Genomic DNA, 19,892 nt, shown 5'->3' with positions numbered 1-19,892 from the left:
GTCGGGGCGCCCGCCCCGCCCCCGCGCGTGGACACCTCCGCCGCGAGCGGGGTGCTTGCTTTCAGACGATCTCGCCCTCAGCCTGCCGATTCCCCGCCCCGCTCCAGGCCGAGCGCGTCGTAGTCCTCGTCGGCGACGGGCTCGAGCCACTCGTTCGAGGTGTTCTCCCCCGGCACGGCGATGGCGACGTGACTGAACCACGAGTCGACCTTGGCGCCGTGCCAGTGCTTCGTGCCCGCGGGAATCTCGATGACCGTGCCGGGAGTGAGGCTGACGGGCTCCTCGCCCTCTGCCTGGTACCAACCGCTGCCGGCGGTTGCGAGCAGGATCTGCCCCCCACCGGCGGTGGCGTTATGGCGGTGCCAGTTGTTGCGGCATCCCGGCTCGAAGGTGACGTTCGCGATGCTCATTCCGAGGCTCGCGAGGGGGGCAAGGTAGCTCTGCCCGGTGAAGTACTGCGCGAAGGCGTCGTTCTCGTCGCCGCGCGGAAACAGGCTGTCGAAGGTCATTTCAGTCATCCTTCTGGTCGGTGATGTCTTTCAGCACGGTCATCGCGGCCATGCCGTTGGGCCAGCCGGTGTAGAACGCGAGGTGGAGGATCGTTTCCTTCAACTCCTCGGTGGTGACCCCGTTCGTGCGGGCATAGTCGAGGTGGAACCGCAGCTGATCGGTCTTGCCCATGGCGGTCAGGGCGGCGACGGTGATGAGACTCCGGTCGCGTTTGGAGAGGTCGCCGCGCTCCCACACCTCGTCGAACAGCACCTTGTCGGTGTAGTGGACGAGGCCCGGTGCGAAGTCTCCGAAGGCGCGCTGCCCTCCGGTCCATCCGTTCTGCTCTTCGGTCATGGTGTCCTCCTTCTCAGACGTCACCACTGAACCGCCTCCCGCGCGGAGGAGGGAGTCTCTTGCGTGACGTGTACCGACAGGGCATCCCACGGCGCGGTGGCCCGCGCGTAACGTCGAACTCATGGACAACAGGGCAGAGGTGCGGGAGTTCCTCACCTCTCGTCGCGCGAAACTCACCCCGGACGACGTGGGGATCTCCGGCGGCAGCAACCGGCGGGTGCCGGGCCTGCGCCGCAACGAGGTCGCCACGCTCGCCGGCGTGAGCATCGAGTACTACTCCAAGATCGAACGCGGGCAGATCTCCGGCGCGTCCGAATCCGTCCTGCACGCGATCGCGCAGGCCCTGCAGCTCGACGACGCCGAACGCGAGCACCTGTTCGATCTGGCCCGAGCGGCTGGACAGACGCCGCCGAGATCGCGTCGCAAGCCGGGCACCCCGGCATCCATCCGCTCCGGAATGGAGCTGATGCTCGACGCGATCACGGGCGGCGCCGCGATGGTGCGCAACGGCCGGATGGACATCCTCGCCGTCAACGCCCTCGGACGCGCCCTGCAGACAGAGGTGTTCGAGTCACCGGGCGACGGGAACCTCGCCCGGTACACCTTCCTCGACCCTCGCGCCCACGACTTCCACCCGAACTGGGAGAAGGCGGCCGACATCACGGTCGGCATCCTCCGCACCGAGGCCGGCCGCGACCCCTACGACCGCGACCTGCAGGATCTCGTCGGTGAACTCTCCACCCGCAGCGACGAGTTCCGCGTCAGATGGGGTGCCCACGACGTGCGACAGCACGGCGCCGGGAAGAAGCAGTTCACCCACCCCATCGTCGGAGCACTGGAACTGAGCTACGAGGACATGCAGTTCGTCCAGCATCCAGGGCTCACGTTCCTCGTCTACGTCCCGCAGACCGGTTCGGAGAGCGAGGAGCGGTTCCGGCTGCTCGCCAGCTGGCAAGCGACGAACGATGCCGCACCGTCGACCAGACCACGTCATTCGCCGACGGCGGCGTCCGAGCGGCTGTCCCCTGCTTCAGCGAAGAGAACCGGAAAGCCAACGACCCCCTCGCGGCATCACGACTGAGTTCGAATGCCCTAGAGATCAGTGCGGGAGGGGCGTGCGCGTTTCGGCCCAGTTGGCCAACAGCTGCATCCGCTCGTGAGTGGTCGATCCGGGTTCGGCAGAGAAGACGATCATCTGCAGGCCACGGTCGGATGCCAGATCCATGGCCTGGAATGTCAGGTCGAGGTCGCCGACCACGGGGTGGTGAACAGATTTGAGTCCGGTGCGATGCTCGCGCACGTCGTGGGCACCCCAGAGTTTCCGGAACAGGTCGCTCCGGGTGGACAGCTCCCCGACGAGGTCACTGAGCTGCCGGTCGTAAGGCGAGCGGCCCGCCTCGGCGCGGAGGACCGCGACGATCTGGCGGGTCTGCGCCTCCCACTCCCGGTAGAACGTTTGCGCGCGCGACTCGAGGAACAGGAAACGGGCAGCATTCGCGGGTTGCTGGGCGCCGTCGAGCATCTCCGAGAACAGCGCACGACCGAGTCGGTTGGTGGCGACAGCGTCGAGGCGCCCGTTCTGAACGTAGACGGGCACCGTCGACATCGCATCGATGGTCTGCTGCAAACCCTCGGTGACCTGCGACTTGCGAGACACGTTGCGCCGCTGCGGCGGTCGAGCGCCGGCGTTGGCCGAACGGATCAAGTCGTTGAGGTGCGCATGCTCCGCCTCGTCGAGCCGCAGCGCTCGGCTGACCCCATCGATCACCGCTTCGGACACGCCCGTCGCGTTCCCCCGCTCGAGGCGCTTGTAGTACTCCGCGCTCATCCCCGCCATGAGTGCGACTTCTTCCCGGCGCAGCCCGGGCACCCGCCGACGCCCACCGAAATCCGGAAGGCCGACGTGTGCAGGGGTCAGTTTCGCGCGCCTCGTGGTGAGGAACTCGGTGATCGCGGCGGCGGTGTCCATCTCACCGAAAGTACGCCGATTCCGAGCGGGGAGAGGGTCCCTGTCAGTGCACCCGTAGCCAGGGCCACGCTAACTCGGGAAAAGGAGCGTTGACTCGAACCGATCACCACGACAGGGGAACACCATGAAGAACGCACACCTCGGAGATCTCGACGTCTCCCGCATCGGCCTCGGCGCGATGACCATGGCCGGCACCTATACGACCGGCGGAGGGCTCGACAACGACGAGTCGATCCGCACGATCCACCGCGCACTCGAGCTCGGGGTCACCCACATCGACACCGCAGAGATCTATGGGCCGTACCTCAGCGAGGAGATCGTCGGTCAGGCGATCAAGGGACGCCGTGACCAGGCGAAGATCGCGACCAAGTTCGGTCTCGTCTCCCACTCGGGCGGTGGCCCCGGCACGATCGACAGCAGCCCCGCGAACATCAAGGCAGCGGTGGAGGGGTCACTGCGGCGCCTCGGCACCGACCACATCGACCTGTACTACCAGCACCGCGTCGACCCGAACACGCCCATCGAGGAAACCGCCGGGGCTGTCGCCGATGTGATCGCGGAGGGAAAGGTCTTGCACTTCGGTCTTTCTGAAGCGTCGGCGCAGACCATCCGCCGCGCACACGCCGTGCAGCCGGTGACCGCTCTGCAGACGGAGTACTCGCTGTGGACCCGCGACGTGGAAGCGGAGATTCTGCCGGTCCTGCGTGAGCTCGGCATCGGCTTCGTGCCGTATTCGCCGCTCGGGCACGGCCTGCTCACCGGGCAGATCCGCTCCGCAGCGGACATCCCCGACGATGACTGGCGCAAGACCAACCCCCGCTTCGTCGGCGAGAACTTCGCACGCAACCTCCGTCTGGTCGACGAGGTCCGCGCGATCGGCGCGGAGATCGGAGCCACCCCCGCGCAGACCGCCCTCGCCTGGATCCTCACCCGTGGCGACGACATCGCCCCGATCCCCGGCACCCGCCGCGTGGAGCGGATGGAAGAGAACACCGCGGCGGATCAGGTCGAGCTGACCGAGGACCAGATCACCCGTCTGACGAGCTTGGAGCCGGCCGCGGGCGACCGCCACGACGAGGCGAACATGGTCTCCATCGACACGTGAGCCCTTCTGAAACGCGCCGCCCGGCGGCACGACGAACGACCCCGATCGCAACCGGTCAAGTACCTGCCTCGTCGGTCGCAGCCGACGGCCAGCGCGGGTCGAGGTCGTAGTCCTCGATCCGCTTATCCAGCGCGGCACGCACGTGCCCGGGAGCGTCCTCTCCAACGAGAAGGCGCAGACGACGATCGCTATGGTCCGCGACGTGCGATAGGACGGCGGCCGCGATCGCGGTGGACGACGTTCCACCGCCCGTGCCGCTGGGCGGCCACGGCACTTCGGCTGTGCCGAAGAGACGGACCCGCAGGTTGTCGTAGGCAGGAGCGGGCGTAGCAAAATGCATGCTGCCGGCGCCCCATTCGGTGTCGATAGCTCCGGGCTCGACGATGGTCGTGCGGACACCGAACTCGGCGACTTCGGCCGCCATCGCCTCGCTCCACCCTTCGAGACCCCACTTCGCCGCGTTGTAGAGACCCAGCGTGGGCATAGTGCCGGCGGCTCCGACCGTCGATATCTGGACGATGTGCCCTCCTCCCTGGCGGCGCATGACCGGAAGCGCAGCCTGCGACAGCCAGAGCGGCCCGAGAAGGTCGGTATCGAGGAGATCTCGCGCCTCGTTCTCGTCCACTTCTTCGATCGCTCCGATGAGGCCGTAGCCGGCGTTGTTCACCAGGACGTCCAGGCGCCCGAGCTCCGACGCCGCTGTCTCGACGACAGCCGTCGCCATCGCCCGATCGCGCACATCCAGGTGTCTGACGTGCAACTGCTCATGAGCGGGGAGGGTGTGTTCGCCGCGCACGGTAGCCACGACCGTGTGCCCCTCCGCCAGCGCAGCGAGAGTAAGGGCGCGGCCGAGCCCGCGGCCGGCTCCGGTGATCATCCAGACCTGTCGAGTGCTCATCCGGTCACTCTATCCAAAACGAGACGCAGCGTCCCTTTTTGGATATGATCAGACCATGGCCAGCACACGAACGCGCGCACGGGTGCATGAGGCGGCTCTTGCTCTCGTAGGTGATGCCGGAATCGCAAAGGTCACGATGGAGGGCATCGCCGCCCGCGCGGGCGTGGGCAAACAAACTCTTTACCGAACCTGGCCGTCGACGTCGACGATCCTGTTCGACGCGTTGCTCGCCCGGAGCGAGACTTCCGAGGGCGTTGTCGCCGTGCCCGATAGCGGCGACTTGAGGTCCGATCTTCTCCTGCTGGTGCAGCAGACAATCCATGAGCTGACCTCGCCCGCGACTGAGCCGTTGTTGCGCGCAGTCACCGCCGCCATCCAGACGGACTCTGACCTTGCCCGCCAGTACCGCGACCTATTGCTCGAGCCCCAGATGTCCGCCGTCGCCCAACGCCTCGAACGTGGCGGAGTCACCGAGCCCGATGCGGCGGCGGAACTCTTGCTCGGTCCAGTCCTCCATCGCTGGCTGCTCCGCAGGGGCACCTTCGACCACGGTTGGATGGAAGATCACGTCGACCGCACGTTGCGTGGCGTGGCGTGGAGGTCGACTGACCAGATGAGCTCGACCAGCCGAAGGTCGTGAACCGCGTCCGCCAGGAGCTTGTCGCCTCGAGGCATTCACGGCGGCAATCTGACGTCTTCCGCGGGGATCCACAAAAAGAGAACTACATCCCCGGCGCCATATCCGCGAACCGCGAATAATGCCCCTGGAACGCCACCGTGATCGTGTCCGTCGGCCCGTTACGGTGCTTCGCCACGATGAGATCCGCCTCGCCCGCGCGCGGCGAGTCCTTCTCGTACGCGGCCTCACGGTGCAGCAGCACCACCATGTCGGCATCCTGCTCGATCGAGCCCGACTCACGCAGGTCGCTCAGAGCCGGCTTCTTGTCGGCACGCTGCTCAGCGCCACGGTTCAGCTGCGACAGGGCGATGACGGGAACCTGCAGCTCCTTCGCCATCAGCTTCAGGGCACGCGAGAACTCGCTGACCTCCTGCTGACGCGACTCCACGCGCTTACCGCTCGTGAGCAGCTGCAGGTAGTCGATGACCACCATCTTCAAGCCCTCACGCTGCTTGAGGCGACGGCACTTCGCGCGGATCTCGACGAGCGTCATGTTGGGGCTGTCGTCGATGTAGAGGGGCGCGTCGTTGATGCGACCACGCGTGGAGGCGACGGTGGTCCAGTCGCGCGAGTCGAGCGTTCCCTTGCGCATGCTCTGCAGCGGGATCGAACCCTCGGCGCTGAGAAGGCGCATGGCGATCTCGGAGCGACCCATCTCGAGCGAGAAGAAGATGCACGGCGCGTTCGACTTGATCGCGGCCGCGCGGGCGAAGTCGAGCGCGAGCGTCGACTTACCCATGGCGGGGCGCGCGGCGAGCACGATCATCTGGCCCGGGTGCAGACCGTTGGTCAGTTGGTCGAGACCGGCGAAGCCCGTGGGGATGCCGGTCATCGACCCGTCGCGACCGCGGGCGGCCTCGATCTCTTCGACCGCGGCATCCACCGCCATCGTCAGGGGAATGTAGTCGTCGGCGCTGTCGTCGCCCGAGACGTTGTAGATCTCGGCCTGGGCGCTGTTGACGAGATCGACCGGATCGCCCTCGCCCGCGTAGCCCATCTGCACGATGCGCGTGCCGGCCTCGACCAGGCGGCGCAGCAGCGCGCGCTCGGCGACGATCGAGGCGTAGTAGCCCGCGTTCGCCGCGGTGGGCACGATCGAGGTGAGGGTGTGGAGGTAGTCCGCTCCCCCGGCTCGCTGCAGCTCGCCGGTCTTGATCAACTCGTCGGTGACGGCCACGACGTCGGTGGGCTCGCCGTGCGAGTACAGGGTGAGGATGGCCTCGAAGATCAGCTCGTGCTTCGGCACGTAGAAGTCGGGGCCGCGCAGGCTCTCGATGACGTCGGCCACGGCGTCTTTCGACAGCAGCATGCCGCCCAGTGCGCTCTGCTCGGCGAGGGTGTCGTGCGGCGGAGTGCGCTCGGGACGCGGGGCTTTTCCGAGACGCTCTTCGGCGATGTCAGCGATCGACACGGGCTCTCCTTCTGATCTCGGGCGCCCTCCGTCTCGGCGCTCCCCCGCGCGCGTGTGCGGCTGCGGGGACGGGACGTCGCGGCGACCTCGGAAGCATCAGATCACGGACGTCCGACATCGACACGAGCGGGTGGTGAGGGGATGCCCGATGGGCTGCCCCCACGTTAAGAGCACCTCTTCTCCCACGCAAATGTGCCTGTGGATAACTCTGTGGAGAAGATGCGGGAAACGCCGTCACGTCTGTGCACAACTACTGTGGATAACCCGGTGGATGGATCGGATTTCAGGCCCTTAAGTGCTGCCTGATCAGGGATTTACTTCTCCACAGGTTTCCTGAGGAAATTCGATGTGAAGTTTGCGTTGAAGGTTGTCCGCTAGGGACGCACATGTGTACAACTCGGGGGATAACTTCACCGACTCGTACTGACGGGCGGGGTCCGTGTCAAGTTTTTCCCCACCCTCGGCGTGTCGTTCGGACACCCCGAGGTCAACCGGTGTTAACCCGCGCCTCAACCGTCACAGGAGCCCCGCTGCGGGCACGCCGACCGCCCCGACGACCACGAGCACGGGGTCGAGACGATCGTCGTCAGAGCGCCCCGCCGCGACGTTCGCGCTCAAGGAACGCGATGGTGTCGGGGTGCTGCGGAGTGTCGAGGATCTGAGCCGGAGTGCCCTGCTCGACGATCCGTCCGCCCTTCATGAACACGATGCGGTCGGCCACCTCGCGGGCGAACGACATCTCGTGCGTCGCCATGAGCATGGTCGACCCGCGATCGCGCAGCACGCGCACCAGGTCGAGCACCTCACCGACGAGCTGCGGGTCGAGCGCCGAGGTGATCTCGTCGAGCAGAAGCAGCTCGGGGTCGGTCATGACCGCGCGCACGATGGCCACGCGCTGCTGCTGACCGCCCGAGAGGCGGTCGGGGAACTCGCGGGCCTTCGCGCCCAACCCCAACTGCTCGAGAAGCTCGTTCCCGCGCGCGTACGCCTCGCTCTTGCTCGCGCGGTGCACCTTGCGCGCCGCAAGGGTGACGTTGTCGATGACCCGCAGGTGCGGGAAGAGGTTGAAGTGCTGGAAGACCACGCCGATGCGGGCCCGAGCGGCATCCTGATCGACGGTCGGATCGGTCAGATCGTCGCCGTTCAGCAGGATCTGGCCGTCGTCGACGCGCTCGATGAGGTTGATGGTGCGCAGCAGGGTCGACTTGCCCGACCCCGAGGCGCCGATGAGCACGACGACCTCGTGCTGGTCGATCGACAGGTCGATGCCGTCGAGCACGACGTGCTCACCGAAGGCCTTGCGCACGTTCTTGACGTCGAGGACGCTCATACGACGCCACCCATCTGCTCGCGGCGGGCCAGTCGCGCCGAGACGTAGTCGGTGAGGCGGATCATCGGCAGGGCCATGGCCACGAACAGCAGCGCCGCCACGATGTAGGGCGTGAAGTTGTACGACTGTGCCGCGGCGATCTGCGCCGCGCGCACGGCATCCACCGCTCCCAGAACCGAGATGAGACCCACGTCCTTCTGCATCGACACGAAGTCGTTCATCAGGGCGGGGACGACCTTGCGCACGCCCTGGGGGATGACGACGATGCGTAGCGTCTGTCCGTGTGTCAGGCCCAGCGAGCGCGCGGCGACGCGCTGCGAGGGGTGCACGGCCTCCATACCGGCGCGGAGCACCTCGGCGATGTAGGCCGAGTACGTCAGCACGATGGCCACCGTGCCCCACAGCACCACCGGCACGCGACCGAAGACGCCGAGGGCGGGCAGACCGAAGCCGACCAGGTACAGCACGATCAGCAGCGGAATGCCGCGGAAAAGATCGGTGTACACCGTGGCGAGGGCACGGAGCGGGAAGAACACCGGGCCCCGCAGCGAGCGCAGCACGGCCAGGGTGGTGCCGAGGATCGCGACCGAGATGGCCGCGACGATCAGCACCTGGATGTTGACCCACAGCCCCGCGAGCACCGACGGGAAGCTCGCCAGCGCGACGTCGACGTTGAAGAAGCTCCGCCGCACGTCTTCCCAGCCGGGGCTCGACAGGATCGCCCAGCCGACGACGACCACGAACACGACCGAGCTGATCAGCGCGATCAGCACCGACCTGGTCGACTGCTGACGCCGTGTGGAGCGCCGGGCGAGTTCGAGCTCGCTCGGGCTCCACACGCCGCCGGGTGCGGGGGTGGCCACCGTGGTTACTTGAGCACGGGCGCGGCGGCCGTGCCACCGAGCCACTTCTGCTGCAGCTCGTCGAGCGTGCCGTCGGCGCGCAGGGCGTCGACCGCCTCGGTGACCGGGGTGGTCAGCGCCGAGTCCTTGGGCAGCACGTAGGCGAGCTCGTCTCCGCCGGCCGACGAGTCGGGCAGCTGGCCGACGACCTTGCCGTCGTCGAGCACGGCACCGGCGAGGTAGAACGCGGTCGGCAGGTCGACGACGATCGCGTCGACCTGGCCCGACTGCAGGGCGGCGACGGCGTCGTCGTTCGAGTTGAAGACGCTGAGGTTCGTGGTGCCGAGCTGGTCGGCGGCCACCTGGTAGCTCGTCGTGGCGCTCATGACGCCCACGGGAACGCTCTTCAGCTCGGCGACGCTCGTCGCACCGGCCACGGGCGAGGCACCGGTCGTCACGACGGCCTGCGTGGTCGTGTAGTACGGCGATGAGAAGTCGACGGCCTCTTTGCGCTCGTCGGTGATCGAGAACTGCTGCACGTTCATGTCCCAGTCCTTCGGACCGGGAGCGATGGCGCTGTCGAAGTTGGAGCGCACCCACACCACGTCGCTCGTCGCGAAGCCGAGCTTCTCGGCGACGGCGCACGAGACGGCGGCCTCGAAGCCCTCGCACGACGCGGGGTCGTCGTTCTCGACCCACGGCGAGAACGCCGGCTCGCCCGTGGCGATGGTGAGCTTGCCTGCCGTCACGGTCTGCAGCGCCCCCTCGGAAGCGGGGGCGGCGCCGGCGTCGGAGCCCGTGGGGGCGAAGGCGCAGGCGGTGAGCGAGACGACCGTGGCGGTGGCCACGGCGGTCAGGGCGGCGGCGCGGCGCAGGCGTGCGAAAGTGGTCACGATGTCTCCTCGTGGACGTATCGGGGTCATCCCCGGAGTGCTGTGATGTGCACAGCCTAAATCACGGGGCGAGGCGCCAATCCTCGAAGCTGAAACCTGGCGACACGAGGCAGCTGACGACGACCTCGGACTCCCCCGCCAGCCGAGCGGACTGCCATACCCCGGCGGGCACGGTGTGCTGCAGCACGTGGCCCGCGGCGAGGTCGGGACCGAGCGTCACGGTGCGCGCCTCCCCCGGCTCGGCGCCGTCGCCGCCCAGCGACAGCTCGAGCGTTCCGGGGCCGTGCCAGAGCCACACCTCGTCACTCGTCACGACGTGCCACGCGCTCTCTTCGCCCGGGGTGAGCAGGTAGTGGATGCAGGTGGCCGCGGGCCGCACGCCCGCGGGCGTCTCGACCGCGTAGCCGCCGGTCCACATGCGGCGGAACCAGCCGCCCTCGGCGTGGGGCTCGAGATCGAGCAGGACGGCGGTGGCGGGGCGATCGGTCATGCGAGGACTCCGGTCTCTCGGGTGAAGCCGGCCGAGACCCACCGGGCCTCGCCGTCGATGAAGGTGGCGGCCGCGGAACCCGCGCCGTCCACCGCGAGATGCTCGATGGTGTCATCGACGTCCGACACTGCGACGTCGAAGAACGCCAGGTCGGCGACGGCGCCCACGGCGAGGTACCCCGTGCGGGCGGGTCCGGTGTCGAGGCCCATCGCGTGCGCCCCACCCAGCGTGGCCGCGCGCAGCAGCAACTCCGACAGGTCGCGGTTCACGTACCCCTGGGTCCGCGCGAGGCGATGCAGGGCCGACACGTCGGCGAGCAGGTCGAGTGAGGGACTGGATGCCAGGGAGTCGGTGCCCACGGCGAGCGCATTGCCCTCGATGAGGTAGGCGGCCACGGGCGGCTCGTCGAGCCCGATGACGGCGTTGGAGCGCGGGCAGAGCGCCACCGTCGTGCCGCGGGCGCGCAGGATCGCCCGGTCGCGCGCGGTCATGTACACCCCGTGCGCGATGTGGCAGTCCGGCCCCAGAACGCCCAGCTCGTCGACGAACTCCGTCGCCCCGGTGCCGAAGCCCTCGTCGCGCAGCGCCCGGAAGCTCGACGGTCGATGCACCTGCCACGGCACGGCCTCGCCGTGCTCGCGCTCGAACGCCGCCTCGCCCAGGTGCAGGTGCAGCCGACTCCCCCGCTCGCGCACGATGTCGGGGATCTCGAGCAGCGGCTCCACGTCGAGCGAGTATGGCGCGTGCGGCGACAGCCCCGTACCGGGAGGGCCGGGCAGCGCATCGAGCCGTGCCTCCACCTCCGCGCGGCCGCGTTGGGCCCACGCCGCGTTGGTCCAGCTCATCACCTCCCAGTAGGTGATGCCGTGCAGCCGCGCGTCGTGCAGCGCCGAGGCCGCCTCGACGTCGGTGACGATGTCGGCCACCGCCGTGGTCCCCGCGGCGATCATGGCGAGCGCGCCGGTTCTGGCATCCGCCGCCCAGTCGTGACCCTCCCGGTAGACGGGCGTGAACGCCTCGTCCCAGTCGTCGAAGCCCGCGTAGGAGCCGCGTCCGACCTCGGCCATGCCCGTGTACTGCAGGTGCGAGTGGGCGTTCACCAGGCCGGGGGTGAGCACGCCCGGCCAGTGCACCTCGTCGAACGCCACCCCTCGCGCGCGCAGCTCGTGCCGCACCCATTCCCGGTCGCCGACGTGACGGATGCGCCCGCCCGCCACGGCGATCGCCCCGCCCGGAATCGGCGGAGCCGTGATGGGCAGAACGAGGGATGCCGAATACAGCACGACGTTCATGCGGCACCGCCCCGGTAGCGCGGGGAACGCCAGTCGTCGAGGCCGTCGGCATCGAGGACGCGAGGGGCGTCGAGGTCGGCCCCGCGCACGGCCAGCGCCGTGCGGGCCACGAGGTCGTCGACGCCGGCGTCGAGCGCGTACACCCCGGGGGCGGGGCGACGCGACAGCAGCTCACCGAGGGCGGCGAGCTGCACGGCGAAGGACAGGTCCATGATCTCGATGGGGTTGCCCTCGGCCGCGGTGATGTTCACCGCTCCCCCGCCGCCGAGCAGCAGGGCGGCTCCCGCGTCGGACACCTCGCCGGGCACTCCCCCGGCGACGGCGATGATCCGCGCCCCCGCGGCGATCTCGGGGGTCACGGTCGACGGAACACCGGTCGCCGACACCACCAGGGCTCCGGGCGCCAGCTCGCGCGCCGCCCCCGTGGCGAAGCCGTCGTGCCGCGCCTCGAGGGCCCGGACGGGATCGGTCTCGGCGATCCGCACCTCGGCGCCGAGGGCACGCAGGTGCCCCGCGACGCCCCGACCCACCGGACCGTAGCCGAGCACCACAGCGGGCTGGTCGGTCAGCGCGATCCCCCGCTCCTCGAGAAGATCGGCGATCGCGAACACGCACGATTGCCCGGTGCCGTATCGGTTGTCGAACATCGTCTTGGTGCGGGCGTCGTTGACGGCCATCACGGCGCAGCGCAGCAGGCCGGCGTCCTGCATCCGGCGCAGCGGCGTCAGCCCGCTCGTCGTCTCTTCGCACGCACCGATCCAGACGTCGACGAGCGCGGGATCGTCCTCGTGGGCCAGGCGCACCAGGTGCGCACCATCGTCGAGCAGCACGTCGAGGCCCGCCCGCAGAAAGCCGAGGGCGGCGGCCCGTTCTTCAGCCCCGGCAAGGGCGGGATCGGCGGTCACGGCGAAGCCCCGCGCGCGCAGCTCGTCGGCGACCGCGACATCGGTCTCGTCGGGGTGCGCGTAGACCGACACCTCGGCGCCCCGCTCGCGCAGCAGCAGCGACAGCACAGCGGTCTTGGGCTCGAGCACCATCGCCACGCCCACCCGCAGGCCGGTCAGGTCGAGGCGCTCCGCGAGAGCGGCGGCGACGGGCATGTGGGTGCGCGCGAAGGCGATGCGGCCGGCGGCGTCGCCGCGCTCGGAAAGGGGCACTCCGTCGAGCGTGGTGGTGTCGGCATCCAGATCGAACTCGACGCGACCGCGCGCCGGCGACGGGCTCGGGATGCCACCCAGCCGGGCGAGCAGAGCGTGCAGGTCGGCGGAACCCTCGCCGCGCACCGCGAAGGGGCGGCCGGCGATCACGAGGTTCGAGGCGCGCGCGAAGCGGCGGACGATGCGCTCGGGTGCGCGGGGGTCGGTCACGGCTCTCAGCCTAGGCTCGGCGGCACCGGTCCCCTCGACGGTCACGGGGTCCTCACCGGGCGCGGACCGGGAGCGGTCCCGGTGGAGGAGCCGTTCGAGCCCGCACGTCGCGTACGGCGGGCCCGCCGCAGGACGCGAAAAGGCCCCGCCCTGCCGAAGCAGGAGCGGGGCCGATTCGTGCGTCGCGAATTACTTCGCGGCAACCACCTGGAGGGTGATCACGGCGGTGACGTCGTCACGCAGGCGAACGGTCGCCTCGTGCTCGCCGACCGACTTGATCGCCGAGGTGATCTGGATCTTGCGCTTGTCGAGCTCGCCGAGACCGGCGGCCTTGACGGCGTCGGCGACGTCGCCCGTCTTGACCGAACCGAAGAGGCGACCCTCGTTACCGGCCTTGACGGCCAGCTTGACGGTGTTCGACTCGAGCGTGTTCTTCAGGGCCACAGCGTCTTCGTGATCGTGGATCGCGCGGCTCTCGCGAGCGGCACGGATCGACGAGACCTGCTTCTCGCCACCGCGCGACCACGCGACGGCGAAACCCTGGGGGATGAGGTAGTTACGGGCGTACCCGTTCTTGACCTCGACAACGTCACCGGCGCTACCGAGCCCGGTGACCTCATTCGTGAGAATCAGCTTTGCCATCGGGTGCTCCTTAGCGGCCAGCGCCGGCGTAGGGCAGAAGAGCCATCTCGCGCGCGTTCTTGATGGCGCGGGCGATCAGGCGCTGCTCCTGCACGGAGACACCGGTGATACGACGGGCACGGATCTTCCCGCGCTCCGAGATGAACTTGCGGAGGGTGGGGACGTCCTTGTAATCGATGACGCCGACGCGAATCGCCTTCGCGGGGGCTGCGTTCTTCGCGCCCTTCCGCGGCTTGCGGCGGTCGCCAGTGGCCTTTCCAGCCATGCTTCCTTCTTTCGTGTGGTTCGGATGCCTGCTCGGTCACGCGGACCGGCGGATGGCATCCGGAATTTCAGGGATCGTCACGCTCGAGAGCGCGGCGAAGATCAGAACGGTGTGTCGTCTCCGTAGGAACCGGGAGTGCTCCACGCGTCGGCGCCGCCGCCGCTGTTGCCGCCGTTGTTCGACCCGGGGGTCGACCACGGCTCATCAGCCGACTGCTGCACCTGCGGGCGCTGTCCGCCACCGCCACCGCCGCCACCACCGCCGCTGGACGCGGCACGGGTGACCTGAGCGGTCGCGTAGCGGAGCGAGGGTCCGATCTCATCGACTTCGAGTTCGATGGAGGTGCGGTTGTTGCCCTCGCGGTCCTGGTACGAACGCTGCTTGAGGCGACCGGTCGCGATGACACGGGAACCCTTCGTCAGCGAACCGGCGACGTGCTCGGCGAATTCGCGCCACACCGAGGCACGCAGGAACAGCGCCTCGCCGTCTTTCCACTCGTTCGCCTGACGGTCGAACGTGCGGGGAGTCGACGCGATGGTGAAGTTCGCGACCGGAAGACCGTTCTGCGTGTAACGCAGTTCGGGATCGGCCGTGAGGTTGCCCACAACGGTGATGACGGTTTCGCCGGCCATCGTCGTTACTTCGCAGCCTTCTCGGCGGACTCGACCTTGCGGGGAGCGGCGGCCTTGCGAGCAGCCTTCTCCTCGGAGCGCTTGGCTTCGGCGGCAACCTGAGCGATGGCCTCTTCAGCCCGCAGGACCTTGGTGCGCATGATCTGCTCGTTCAGCTTCAGCTGACGGTCGAGCTCGTTCGTGGCAGCGCTGGTCGCGACGAAGTTGACGACGGCGTAGATGCCCTCGTTCTTCTTGCGGATCTCGTAGGCAAGGCGACGGCGGCCCCAGATGTCGATCTTGTCGATGGTTCCCCCATCGGCCGTGATGACCTTGAGGAATCCGTCGAGCTTCGGAGCGACCTGGCGCTCGTCGACCTCGGGATCGAAGATGACCATGAGTTCGTACTGGTGCGTCACTAACCCACCTCCTTCGGACTAGAACGGCTGACGGGCATTTCCCGGCAGCAGGAGGGTGTGGTGCACGTTGTCGCGGGCTTATACGCGCATGGGCGTGACCGGACAACCTTCGTAGTCTAACGGATGCCGGCTCCCCCGGGGAATCGGCGATCGGTAGCGTGGAGCACACCGACGGCGGGGGGCCGCATGACAGGGATACGACCGTTCGACGCGAGGGCACTCCTGATGCCCGAGGACCGCGCGGGCGCGCACGCCTTCACCGCACGGCTGCGCGCCGAGGGTCGCCTGCCGTCGGGCAACGGTGCCGTCGCGGTGGTCGCGTACACGATCGCGTTCGCGATGATCGCCGGAATGGGAGTGTTCTTCGCGTTCCTGGTCGCGGTCTTCGCCTCGGTGCTGCGCGAGGGCGCGATCGTCGTCGGGTTCCTCTTCGTCGTGCCCGTGCTGCTGGGACTCGGCGCCCTGATCGCCGGCATCCTCGTCGCGCAGCGTGGCGTGCGGGCGCAGGAAGACCGCCGGTGGCGGATCGCCGGGTTCGCCCGCGACGTGGGCATGGAGTACATCCCCGCGGTGCCGGCGCCCCCGCTTCCCGGGGTGATCTTCTCGCTCGGCAGCGCTCGCACGGCGACCGATGTGGTGCGGGGCCTGCAGCCGCGCTTCGTCGAGATCGGCAACCACTCGTACGTCGTGAGCAACGGCAAGAGCAGCACCACCGTGCGGTGGGGCTACATCGCCATCCGCCTCGGCACGCCGCTCCCCCACATCGTCCTCGATGCCACGGCGAACGACGGCGCGTTCGGGTCGAACCTTCCGGCGTCGTGGGTGCGAGGCCAACGGCTCAGCCTCGAGGGAGACTTCGACCGCCATTTCCGCCTGTTCTGCCCCGAGGGCTACGAACGCGACGCGCTGTACCTCTTCACTCCCGACGTCATGGCCCGGTTCATCGACAACGCCGCGGTGCTCGACGTCGAGATCGTCGACGACTGGTTGTTCCTCTACTCCCGCGAGGAGTTGTCGAGCGTCGATCCGGGGCGCTGGGCGTGGGAGTTCTCGGTGATCTCCGCGCTGCTCGACAAGCTCGAGCAGTGGGAGCGATGGCGCGACGACCGCGTGACCGCCGTGTCCGCGCCGGCTCCGGCCCCCGTCACCCACGCCGGGGGAGCGGCATCCGGGGGCGTACCCGTCGTGCCTGCCGGCCTGCTCCAGCCGCACCCGCGGGGCGTGGCTCCGGCGGGCAGGCGACTGCGTCGCAGCAATCCGTGGGTCGTCGTGCTGGTGATCGTGGGCGGGGCACTCGCCCTGGGCCTGGTGATGCTGCTCGTGCCTCTCCTGCTCGTGCTGTCGCTGTGAGTACCGTCGACGAAGGGAGGCGATCACGATGACCCGCACCGCACCGTTCGACCCCGCGCCGCTCACCGAGCCCGTCGACCGCGCGACGGCGCGCGCGTTCAGCGCGCAGCTTCGACGCGAGGGCCGACTGAGCGGTCGACTCGTGTCGATCGTCGTGCTGGTGATCGTGGGCGCCGCGTTCCTGCTCGTGGCTGTGCCGGTCTTCGGCGCGATCGTCGCGTCGTTCTTCGCACGCGACGGCTCCGGCCCGATCTCCGTGCTGGTCCTGGCCTTCTTCCTGGCCGTCGCCGTCTTCACGGGTGTGGCGATCATCCGCGGCCTCGGGGGAGCGGCCGTGCGCCGATACCGCCTGGACCGCTTCGCGCGCGCCAACGGGATGACCTGGCATCCGGGGTTCGCGAACCCCGAGCTTCCCGGCATGATCTTCGGCCTCGGTCGCGCTCGCGAGACCAGCGATCTCGTGCGCGGAGAACGTCCGCGGACCGTGGAGATCGGCAACTTCTCGTACGAGACCGGGTCGGGCAAGAACAAGCAGACGCACCGGTGGGGGTACGTCGCCCTCCGCCTCGACACCCCTCTTCCGCACATCGTGCTGGATGCCGTGGGCAACAACGGCCTCTTCGGGGGAACCAACCTGCCCGTCTCGTTCGGCCCGCGCCAGCGACTCAGTCTCGAGGGCGATTTCGACAAGCACTTCGCGCTGTACTGCCCGGAGGGGTATGAGCGGGACGCGCTGTACCTCTTCACGCCCGACGTGATGGCACGCTTCATCGACAGCGCCGCCGCACTCGACGTGGAGATCATCGACGACTGGCTGTTCCTCTACTCGCGGCGCGAGCTGTCGACGCTCGACCCCGCCGTCTGGGAGTGGTTGTTCGTGACCGTCGACGCGATCGACGACAAACTCGCGCAGTGGGCGCGCTGGCGCGATGAGCGGTTGTCGGCCGCAGCCTCGTCGGGGGTGCCCACGGTTTCGGTCGAGGCCGGAGCACCGCATCCGGCCGCTCCGCTGCTCACTCCCCCACCCCGGGGCGTCGCCGTGCCTGGTCGACGGTTGAAACGCCGCTTCTCGTGGGTCACCGTCGTCGTCGCGGCCGCCATCGGCGGCTGGTGGGTGTTCACCCTCGTCTTCGACCTCTTCCGTTGACGGGATCGAGGCGAACGCATTCCGACAGCGGAATGTATGCCTCTGGCGTCATACGTCGATGTCGGCCCCGAGATTCCGAAGCTCACGGGCGGCCTCTGCCCCCGTGCGCAAGCCGATACGGGGGGCCACCTCCTCGGCCAGCAACTCCAGCGAGCGCAGCGTCACCTCGTGCGCGGGGTCGACGGAATGCACCTGGAACGCCACGTCTGTCGCCCGGGCCAGGGTGAGATCGGCGGTCAGTGAGGCCACGACCTCGTCGACGGTGCCGAGGTGGGTGTCGGAGTCGCGCGCCAGATCTCGCAGATCGCCCGAGTCGTCGCGTCGAAGGAAGGTGCGGGTGAGGCGCCGGATGCCGCGCTCAGCTCCGCGCCAGGTCTCGTCGAGGTCGGCAGCGTCGACCACCACCGCCGTGCGCGAGGCGAGGATGCGGGGCTCGACCCCCGACGGCAACGCCGCGAGGTAGGCCTCGACGATCGGCAACTGGACATCGTGCAGCGCCTGCCCGGGTTCTCGCGGCTGCGTGCGCGAGAGCAGAAGACCGTCCCCCTCCCGCCCGGCGCGACGCCCGCCGTCGACCGAGAAGGTCGCCTGCCAGAGGCGTGAGCCCAGGTAGGGAGCTGGGGGGTTGAGCCGCAGCTCCGTGTCGCGGATCCCGCGCCCGGCGAAGGCGTCGCGGAGTACCGAGACGTGCTCGGCCTGGATCTCACGCCGGTCGTCGGACGAGCGGCGGAACGCGGCGAACGACGAGGGAGTGCCACCGGTACCGATGCCGAGCTGCACGCGCCCTGCGCTCAGGGCGTCGACGAACGCGGCATCTTCGGCCACGCGCACCGGGTCGTCGATGGGCAGCGTCACGATGCCGGTTCCCAGGGCGATGTGGTCGGTCTGCACGGCGGCCGCCGCCAGGAACGGGAAGGGCGACGGCAGTCCCCCCTCGTCACGGTCGAAGTGATGCTGGGCGACCCACAACGACGCGAAGCCGAGCCTTTCGGCCGCACGCACCTGTTCGAGCGCCGCGCGATACCGCTGGCCGTCGGTTCCGGCATCCAGAAGTCGGGTGAAGAACCCCAGCCGCGCGCCGACCCGCGTGCTCTCGGGCACCCCGCTGATTCGCGCCATTCTTCGAGCCTAAGCGGGGCCTCCGGTCAACGGGCCGGTACCGCGATCGCGTCCCCGGTGCGCGCGAGATCGGCCTCGAGCTCGCGCACGATCGGAATCACCGTCTCACCGAAGTGCTCGAGCTCCTCCTGGAAATGCAGGAAGCCCAGCAGGAACAGATCGACACCGCGCTTCTTGTATTCGATGATCCGTTCCGCGATCTGCTGCGCGTCGCCGAACAATTTCGTGCGGAAACCGTCGTTGTACTGCACGAGGTCGTCGAGCGACGAGTCGGCCCACATGCCCTTGCCGTCTTTCGTGGCGGCACCGGCTTCTTGCACGCTCCGACGGAATCCCTGCACCGCGCTGTCGTCGGCGTGCTCGATGATGTCGCGCAGCTGCGCCTCGGCCGCGGCACGGCTGTCGCGCTGGATGACGAAGCCGTTCAGGCCGAAGCGCGTGCGGCGCCCGTGCTCGGCGGCGACGCGCGTGACGTCGTCGTACTGCTCGGTGAAGCCGTCGAAGTCCTTGCCGTTCGAGAAGTACCAGTCCGAGAAGGCGCCGCCATTGAATCGCGCGGCGGTGCTGTTCCCGCCCTGGAAGATCTCGGGGTGGGGGCGCCCCGGCACCTCGTACGGGAACGGACGCAGCGTGAAGTCGGTGATGTCGTAGTACTTGCCGTGGAACGAGAACTTCTCCTGTGTCCAGAGGCCCCGCAGCACCTGGATGAATTCGGCGGCCCGCTCGTACCGCTCATCGTGTTCCAGCCATTCCAGACCCAGGTCGGTGTACTCGTCTTTGAACCATCCGCTGACCACGTTCACCGCGGCCCGCCCGTGCGAGAACTGGTCGGCGGTGTTGATGAACTTCGCGAGAACCGCCGGATGCCAGATCCCCGGGTGGATCGCCGAGATGACCTTGAGTCGCTCGGTGTTCAGCAGCAGCGCGAGGCTGATCGAGGTGGACTCGTGCTGCTGGGCCGCGCCGTAGCTGGAGGCGTACCGCACCTGGCTCAGCGCGTACTCGAAGCCGACGCGCTCGGCCGTCTGCGCCAGCTTCACGTTGTAGTCGTAACTCCAGTCGGTGCGCTGCTCGATCGAGCTGATGACCAGTCCGCCACTGACGTTGGGAACCCAGTAGGCGAACTTCAGGGGCTCGTGGGTGGGGGAGATGTCGGTCATGGAATCCTCCTCGCGGATCGGAACACGGCCACCGTCGCACCGGGTCGGCTTCGGGTC

22 protein-coding genes are annotated in these 19,892 nt (G+C 68.7%); 5 read left to right on the top strand and 17 right to left on the bottom strand.

Annotated elements, in window-relative coordinates:
* Nucleotides 1-77 precede the first annotated feature (77 nt).
* Both IFU40_RS02215 and IFU40_RS02210 read right to left on the bottom strand, forming a co-directional pair.
* A complete protein-coding gene (locus IFU40_RS02215) occupies nucleotides 78-509 on the bottom strand; it encodes a cupin domain-containing protein (RefSeq protein ID WP_249404024.1) in 432 nt (143 codons plus the stop codon).
* Nucleotide 510: 1 nt separating this feature from the next.
* Nucleotides 511-846, bottom strand: a complete 336-nt coding sequence (locus tag IFU40_RS02210) for a carboxymuconolactone decarboxylase family protein (RefSeq protein WP_191925215.1) — start codon at nucleotides 844-846, stop codon at nucleotides 511-513.
* A gap of 121 nt (nucleotides 847-967) precedes the next feature.
* Here IFU40_RS02210 and IFU40_RS02205 point away from each other — a divergent pair, with 121 nt between their 5' ends.
* Nucleotides 968-1,927: a helix-turn-helix transcriptional regulator gene (locus IFU40_RS02205; RefSeq protein ID WP_191925214.1), complete on the top strand. Its 960-nt coding sequence runs from the start codon at nucleotides 968-970 to the stop codon at nucleotides 1,925-1,927.
* A gap of 18 nt (nucleotides 1,928-1,945) precedes the next feature.
* On the opposite strand, the gene IFU40_RS02200 is transcribed toward IFU40_RS02205, so the two are convergent.
* The gene (locus IFU40_RS02200) at nucleotides 1,946-2,815 is read right to left on the bottom strand and encodes a helix-turn-helix transcriptional regulator (RefSeq protein ID WP_191925213.1); all 870 of its coding nucleotides are present in this window, start codon (nucleotides 2,813-2,815) and stop codon (nucleotides 1,946-1,948) included.
* Nucleotides 2,816-2,939: 124 nt separating this feature from the next.
* Between IFU40_RS02200 and IFU40_RS02195 the strand changes: the two genes are divergently transcribed.
* The gene (locus tag IFU40_RS02195; protein ID WP_191925212.1) at nucleotides 2,940-3,920 is read left to right on the top strand and encodes an aldo/keto reductase; all 981 of its coding nucleotides are present in this window, start codon (nucleotides 2,940-2,942) and stop codon (nucleotides 3,918-3,920) included.
* Between the two features lie 55 nt (nucleotides 3,921-3,975).
* On the opposite strand, the gene IFU40_RS02190 is transcribed toward IFU40_RS02195, so the two are convergent.
* Nucleotides 3,976-4,818, bottom strand: a complete 843-nt coding sequence (locus tag IFU40_RS02190; protein WP_249404023.1) for an SDR family NAD(P)-dependent oxidoreductase — start codon at nucleotides 4,816-4,818, stop codon at nucleotides 3,976-3,978.
* A gap of 55 nt (nucleotides 4,819-4,873) precedes the next feature.
* On the opposite strand from IFU40_RS02190, the gene IFU40_RS02185 reads away from it, so the two are divergent.
* Nucleotides 4,874-5,458, top strand: a complete 585-nt coding sequence (locus tag IFU40_RS02185; RefSeq protein WP_191925211.1) for a TetR/AcrR family transcriptional regulator — start codon at nucleotides 4,874-4,876, stop codon at nucleotides 5,456-5,458.
* Between the two features lie 82 nt (nucleotides 5,459-5,540).
* Here the strand turns inward: IFU40_RS02185 and dnaB are convergent, their stop codons facing one another.
* The 11 genes from dnaB to rpsF form a co-directional block, all read right to left on the bottom strand.
* Nucleotides 5,541-6,908, bottom strand: coding sequence for a replicative DNA helicase (gene dnaB / locus IFU40_RS02180; RefSeq protein ID WP_055832400.1), 1,368 nt, complete (start codon nucleotides 6,906-6,908; stop codon nucleotides 5,541-5,543).
* A gap of 586 nt (nucleotides 6,909-7,494) precedes the next feature.
* Nucleotides 7,495-8,238 (bottom strand): amino acid ABC transporter ATP-binding protein, encoded by a 744-nt coding sequence (locus tag IFU40_RS02175; protein ID WP_191925210.1) that lies wholly within the window; start codon nucleotides 8,236-8,238, stop codon nucleotides 7,495-7,497.
* Nucleotides 8,235-9,101, bottom strand: a complete 867-nt coding sequence (locus tag IFU40_RS02170) for an amino acid ABC transporter permease (protein ID WP_055832397.1) — start codon at nucleotides 9,099-9,101, stop codon at nucleotides 8,235-8,237. The genes IFU40_RS02175 and IFU40_RS02170 overlap by 4 nt, the downstream gene beginning before the upstream one ends.
* A 5-nt stretch (nucleotides 9,102-9,106) precedes the next feature.
* Nucleotides 9,107-9,973 carry an ABC transporter substrate-binding protein gene (locus IFU40_RS02165; RefSeq protein ID WP_235560495.1) on the bottom strand — a complete coding sequence of 289 codons (867 nt, stop codon included), beginning with the start codon at nucleotides 9,971-9,973 and terminating at the stop codon, nucleotides 9,107-9,109.
* A 61-nt stretch (nucleotides 9,974-10,034) separates the two neighbouring features.
* Nucleotides 10,035-10,463 carry a cupin domain-containing protein gene (locus tag IFU40_RS02160; protein ID WP_191925209.1) on the bottom strand — a complete coding sequence of 143 codons (429 nt, stop codon included), beginning with the start codon at nucleotides 10,461-10,463 and terminating at the stop codon, nucleotides 10,035-10,037.
* Complete coding sequence (locus IFU40_RS02155) at nucleotides 10,460-11,755, bottom strand: amidohydrolase family protein (RefSeq protein ID WP_191925208.1); 1,296 nt, start codon at nucleotides 11,753-11,755, stop codon at nucleotides 10,460-10,462. The genes IFU40_RS02160 and IFU40_RS02155 overlap by 4 nt, the downstream gene beginning before the upstream one ends.
* A complete protein-coding gene (locus tag IFU40_RS16730; protein ID WP_198424669.1) occupies nucleotides 11,752-13,122 on the bottom strand; it encodes an adenosylhomocysteinase in 1,371 nt (456 codons plus the stop codon). Before IFU40_RS16730 ends, IFU40_RS02155 begins: the two co-directional genes overlap by 4 nt.
* Before the next feature lie 189 nt (nucleotides 13,123-13,311).
* Nucleotides 13,312-13,764, bottom strand: a complete 453-nt coding sequence (gene rplI, locus IFU40_RS02145; RefSeq protein WP_055832388.1) for a 50S ribosomal protein L9 — start codon at nucleotides 13,762-13,764, stop codon at nucleotides 13,312-13,314.
* A 10-nt stretch (nucleotides 13,765-13,774) separates the two neighbouring features.
* The gene (gene rpsR, locus IFU40_RS02140; RefSeq protein ID WP_055832386.1) at nucleotides 13,775-14,029 is read right to left on the bottom strand and encodes a 30S ribosomal protein S18; all 255 of its coding nucleotides are present in this window, start codon (nucleotides 14,027-14,029) and stop codon (nucleotides 13,775-13,777) included.
* A 101-nt stretch (nucleotides 14,030-14,130) separates the two neighbouring features.
* Nucleotides 14,131-14,661 carry a single-stranded DNA-binding protein gene (locus IFU40_RS02135; protein WP_055935146.1) on the bottom strand — a complete coding sequence of 177 codons (531 nt, stop codon included), beginning with the start codon at nucleotides 14,659-14,661 and terminating at the stop codon, nucleotides 14,131-14,133.
* 5 nt (nucleotides 14,662-14,666) lie between these two features.
* Nucleotides 14,667-15,059: a 30S ribosomal protein S6 gene (gene rpsF, locus IFU40_RS02130; protein WP_055832381.1), complete on the bottom strand. Its 393-nt coding sequence runs from the start codon at nucleotides 15,057-15,059 to the stop codon at nucleotides 14,667-14,669.
* A 225-nt stretch (nucleotides 15,060-15,284) separates the two neighbouring features.
* Between rpsF and IFU40_RS02125 the strand changes: the two genes are divergently transcribed.
* Complete coding sequence (locus IFU40_RS02125; RefSeq protein ID WP_249404022.1) at nucleotides 15,285-16,409, top strand: hypothetical protein; 1,125 nt, start codon at nucleotides 15,285-15,287, stop codon at nucleotides 16,407-16,409.
* Between the two features lie 28 nt (nucleotides 16,410-16,437).
* On the top strand, nucleotides 16,438-17,556 hold the full coding sequence (locus tag IFU40_RS02120; protein ID WP_191925206.1) for a hypothetical protein: 1,119 nt from the start codon (nucleotides 16,438-16,440) through the stop codon (nucleotides 17,554-17,556).
* A gap of 48 nt (nucleotides 17,557-17,604) precedes the next feature.
* Here IFU40_RS02120 and IFU40_RS02115 read toward each other — a convergent pair whose 3' ends face one another.
* Nucleotides 17,605-18,675 (bottom strand): putative FMN-dependent luciferase-like monooxygenase, encoded by a 1,071-nt coding sequence (locus tag IFU40_RS02115; protein ID WP_191925205.1) that lies wholly within the window; start codon nucleotides 18,673-18,675, stop codon nucleotides 17,605-17,607.
* 26 nt (nucleotides 18,676-18,701) lie between these two features.
* Entirely contained in the window at nucleotides 18,702-19,835 is a 1,134-nt protein-coding gene (gene sfnG, locus IFU40_RS02110; RefSeq protein ID WP_055935160.1) for a dimethylsulfone monooxygenase SfnG, read from the bottom strand.
* Nucleotides 19,836-19,892: the final 57 nt, after the last annotated feature.

Source organism: Microbacterium sp. CFBP 13617, assembly GCF_014839445.1.
In the GTDB taxonomy this organism is placed as follows: Bacteria; Actinomycetota; Actinomycetes; order Actinomycetales; family Microbacteriaceae; genus Microbacterium.
This window is presented reverse-complemented; position numbering and strand designations above follow the sequence as displayed.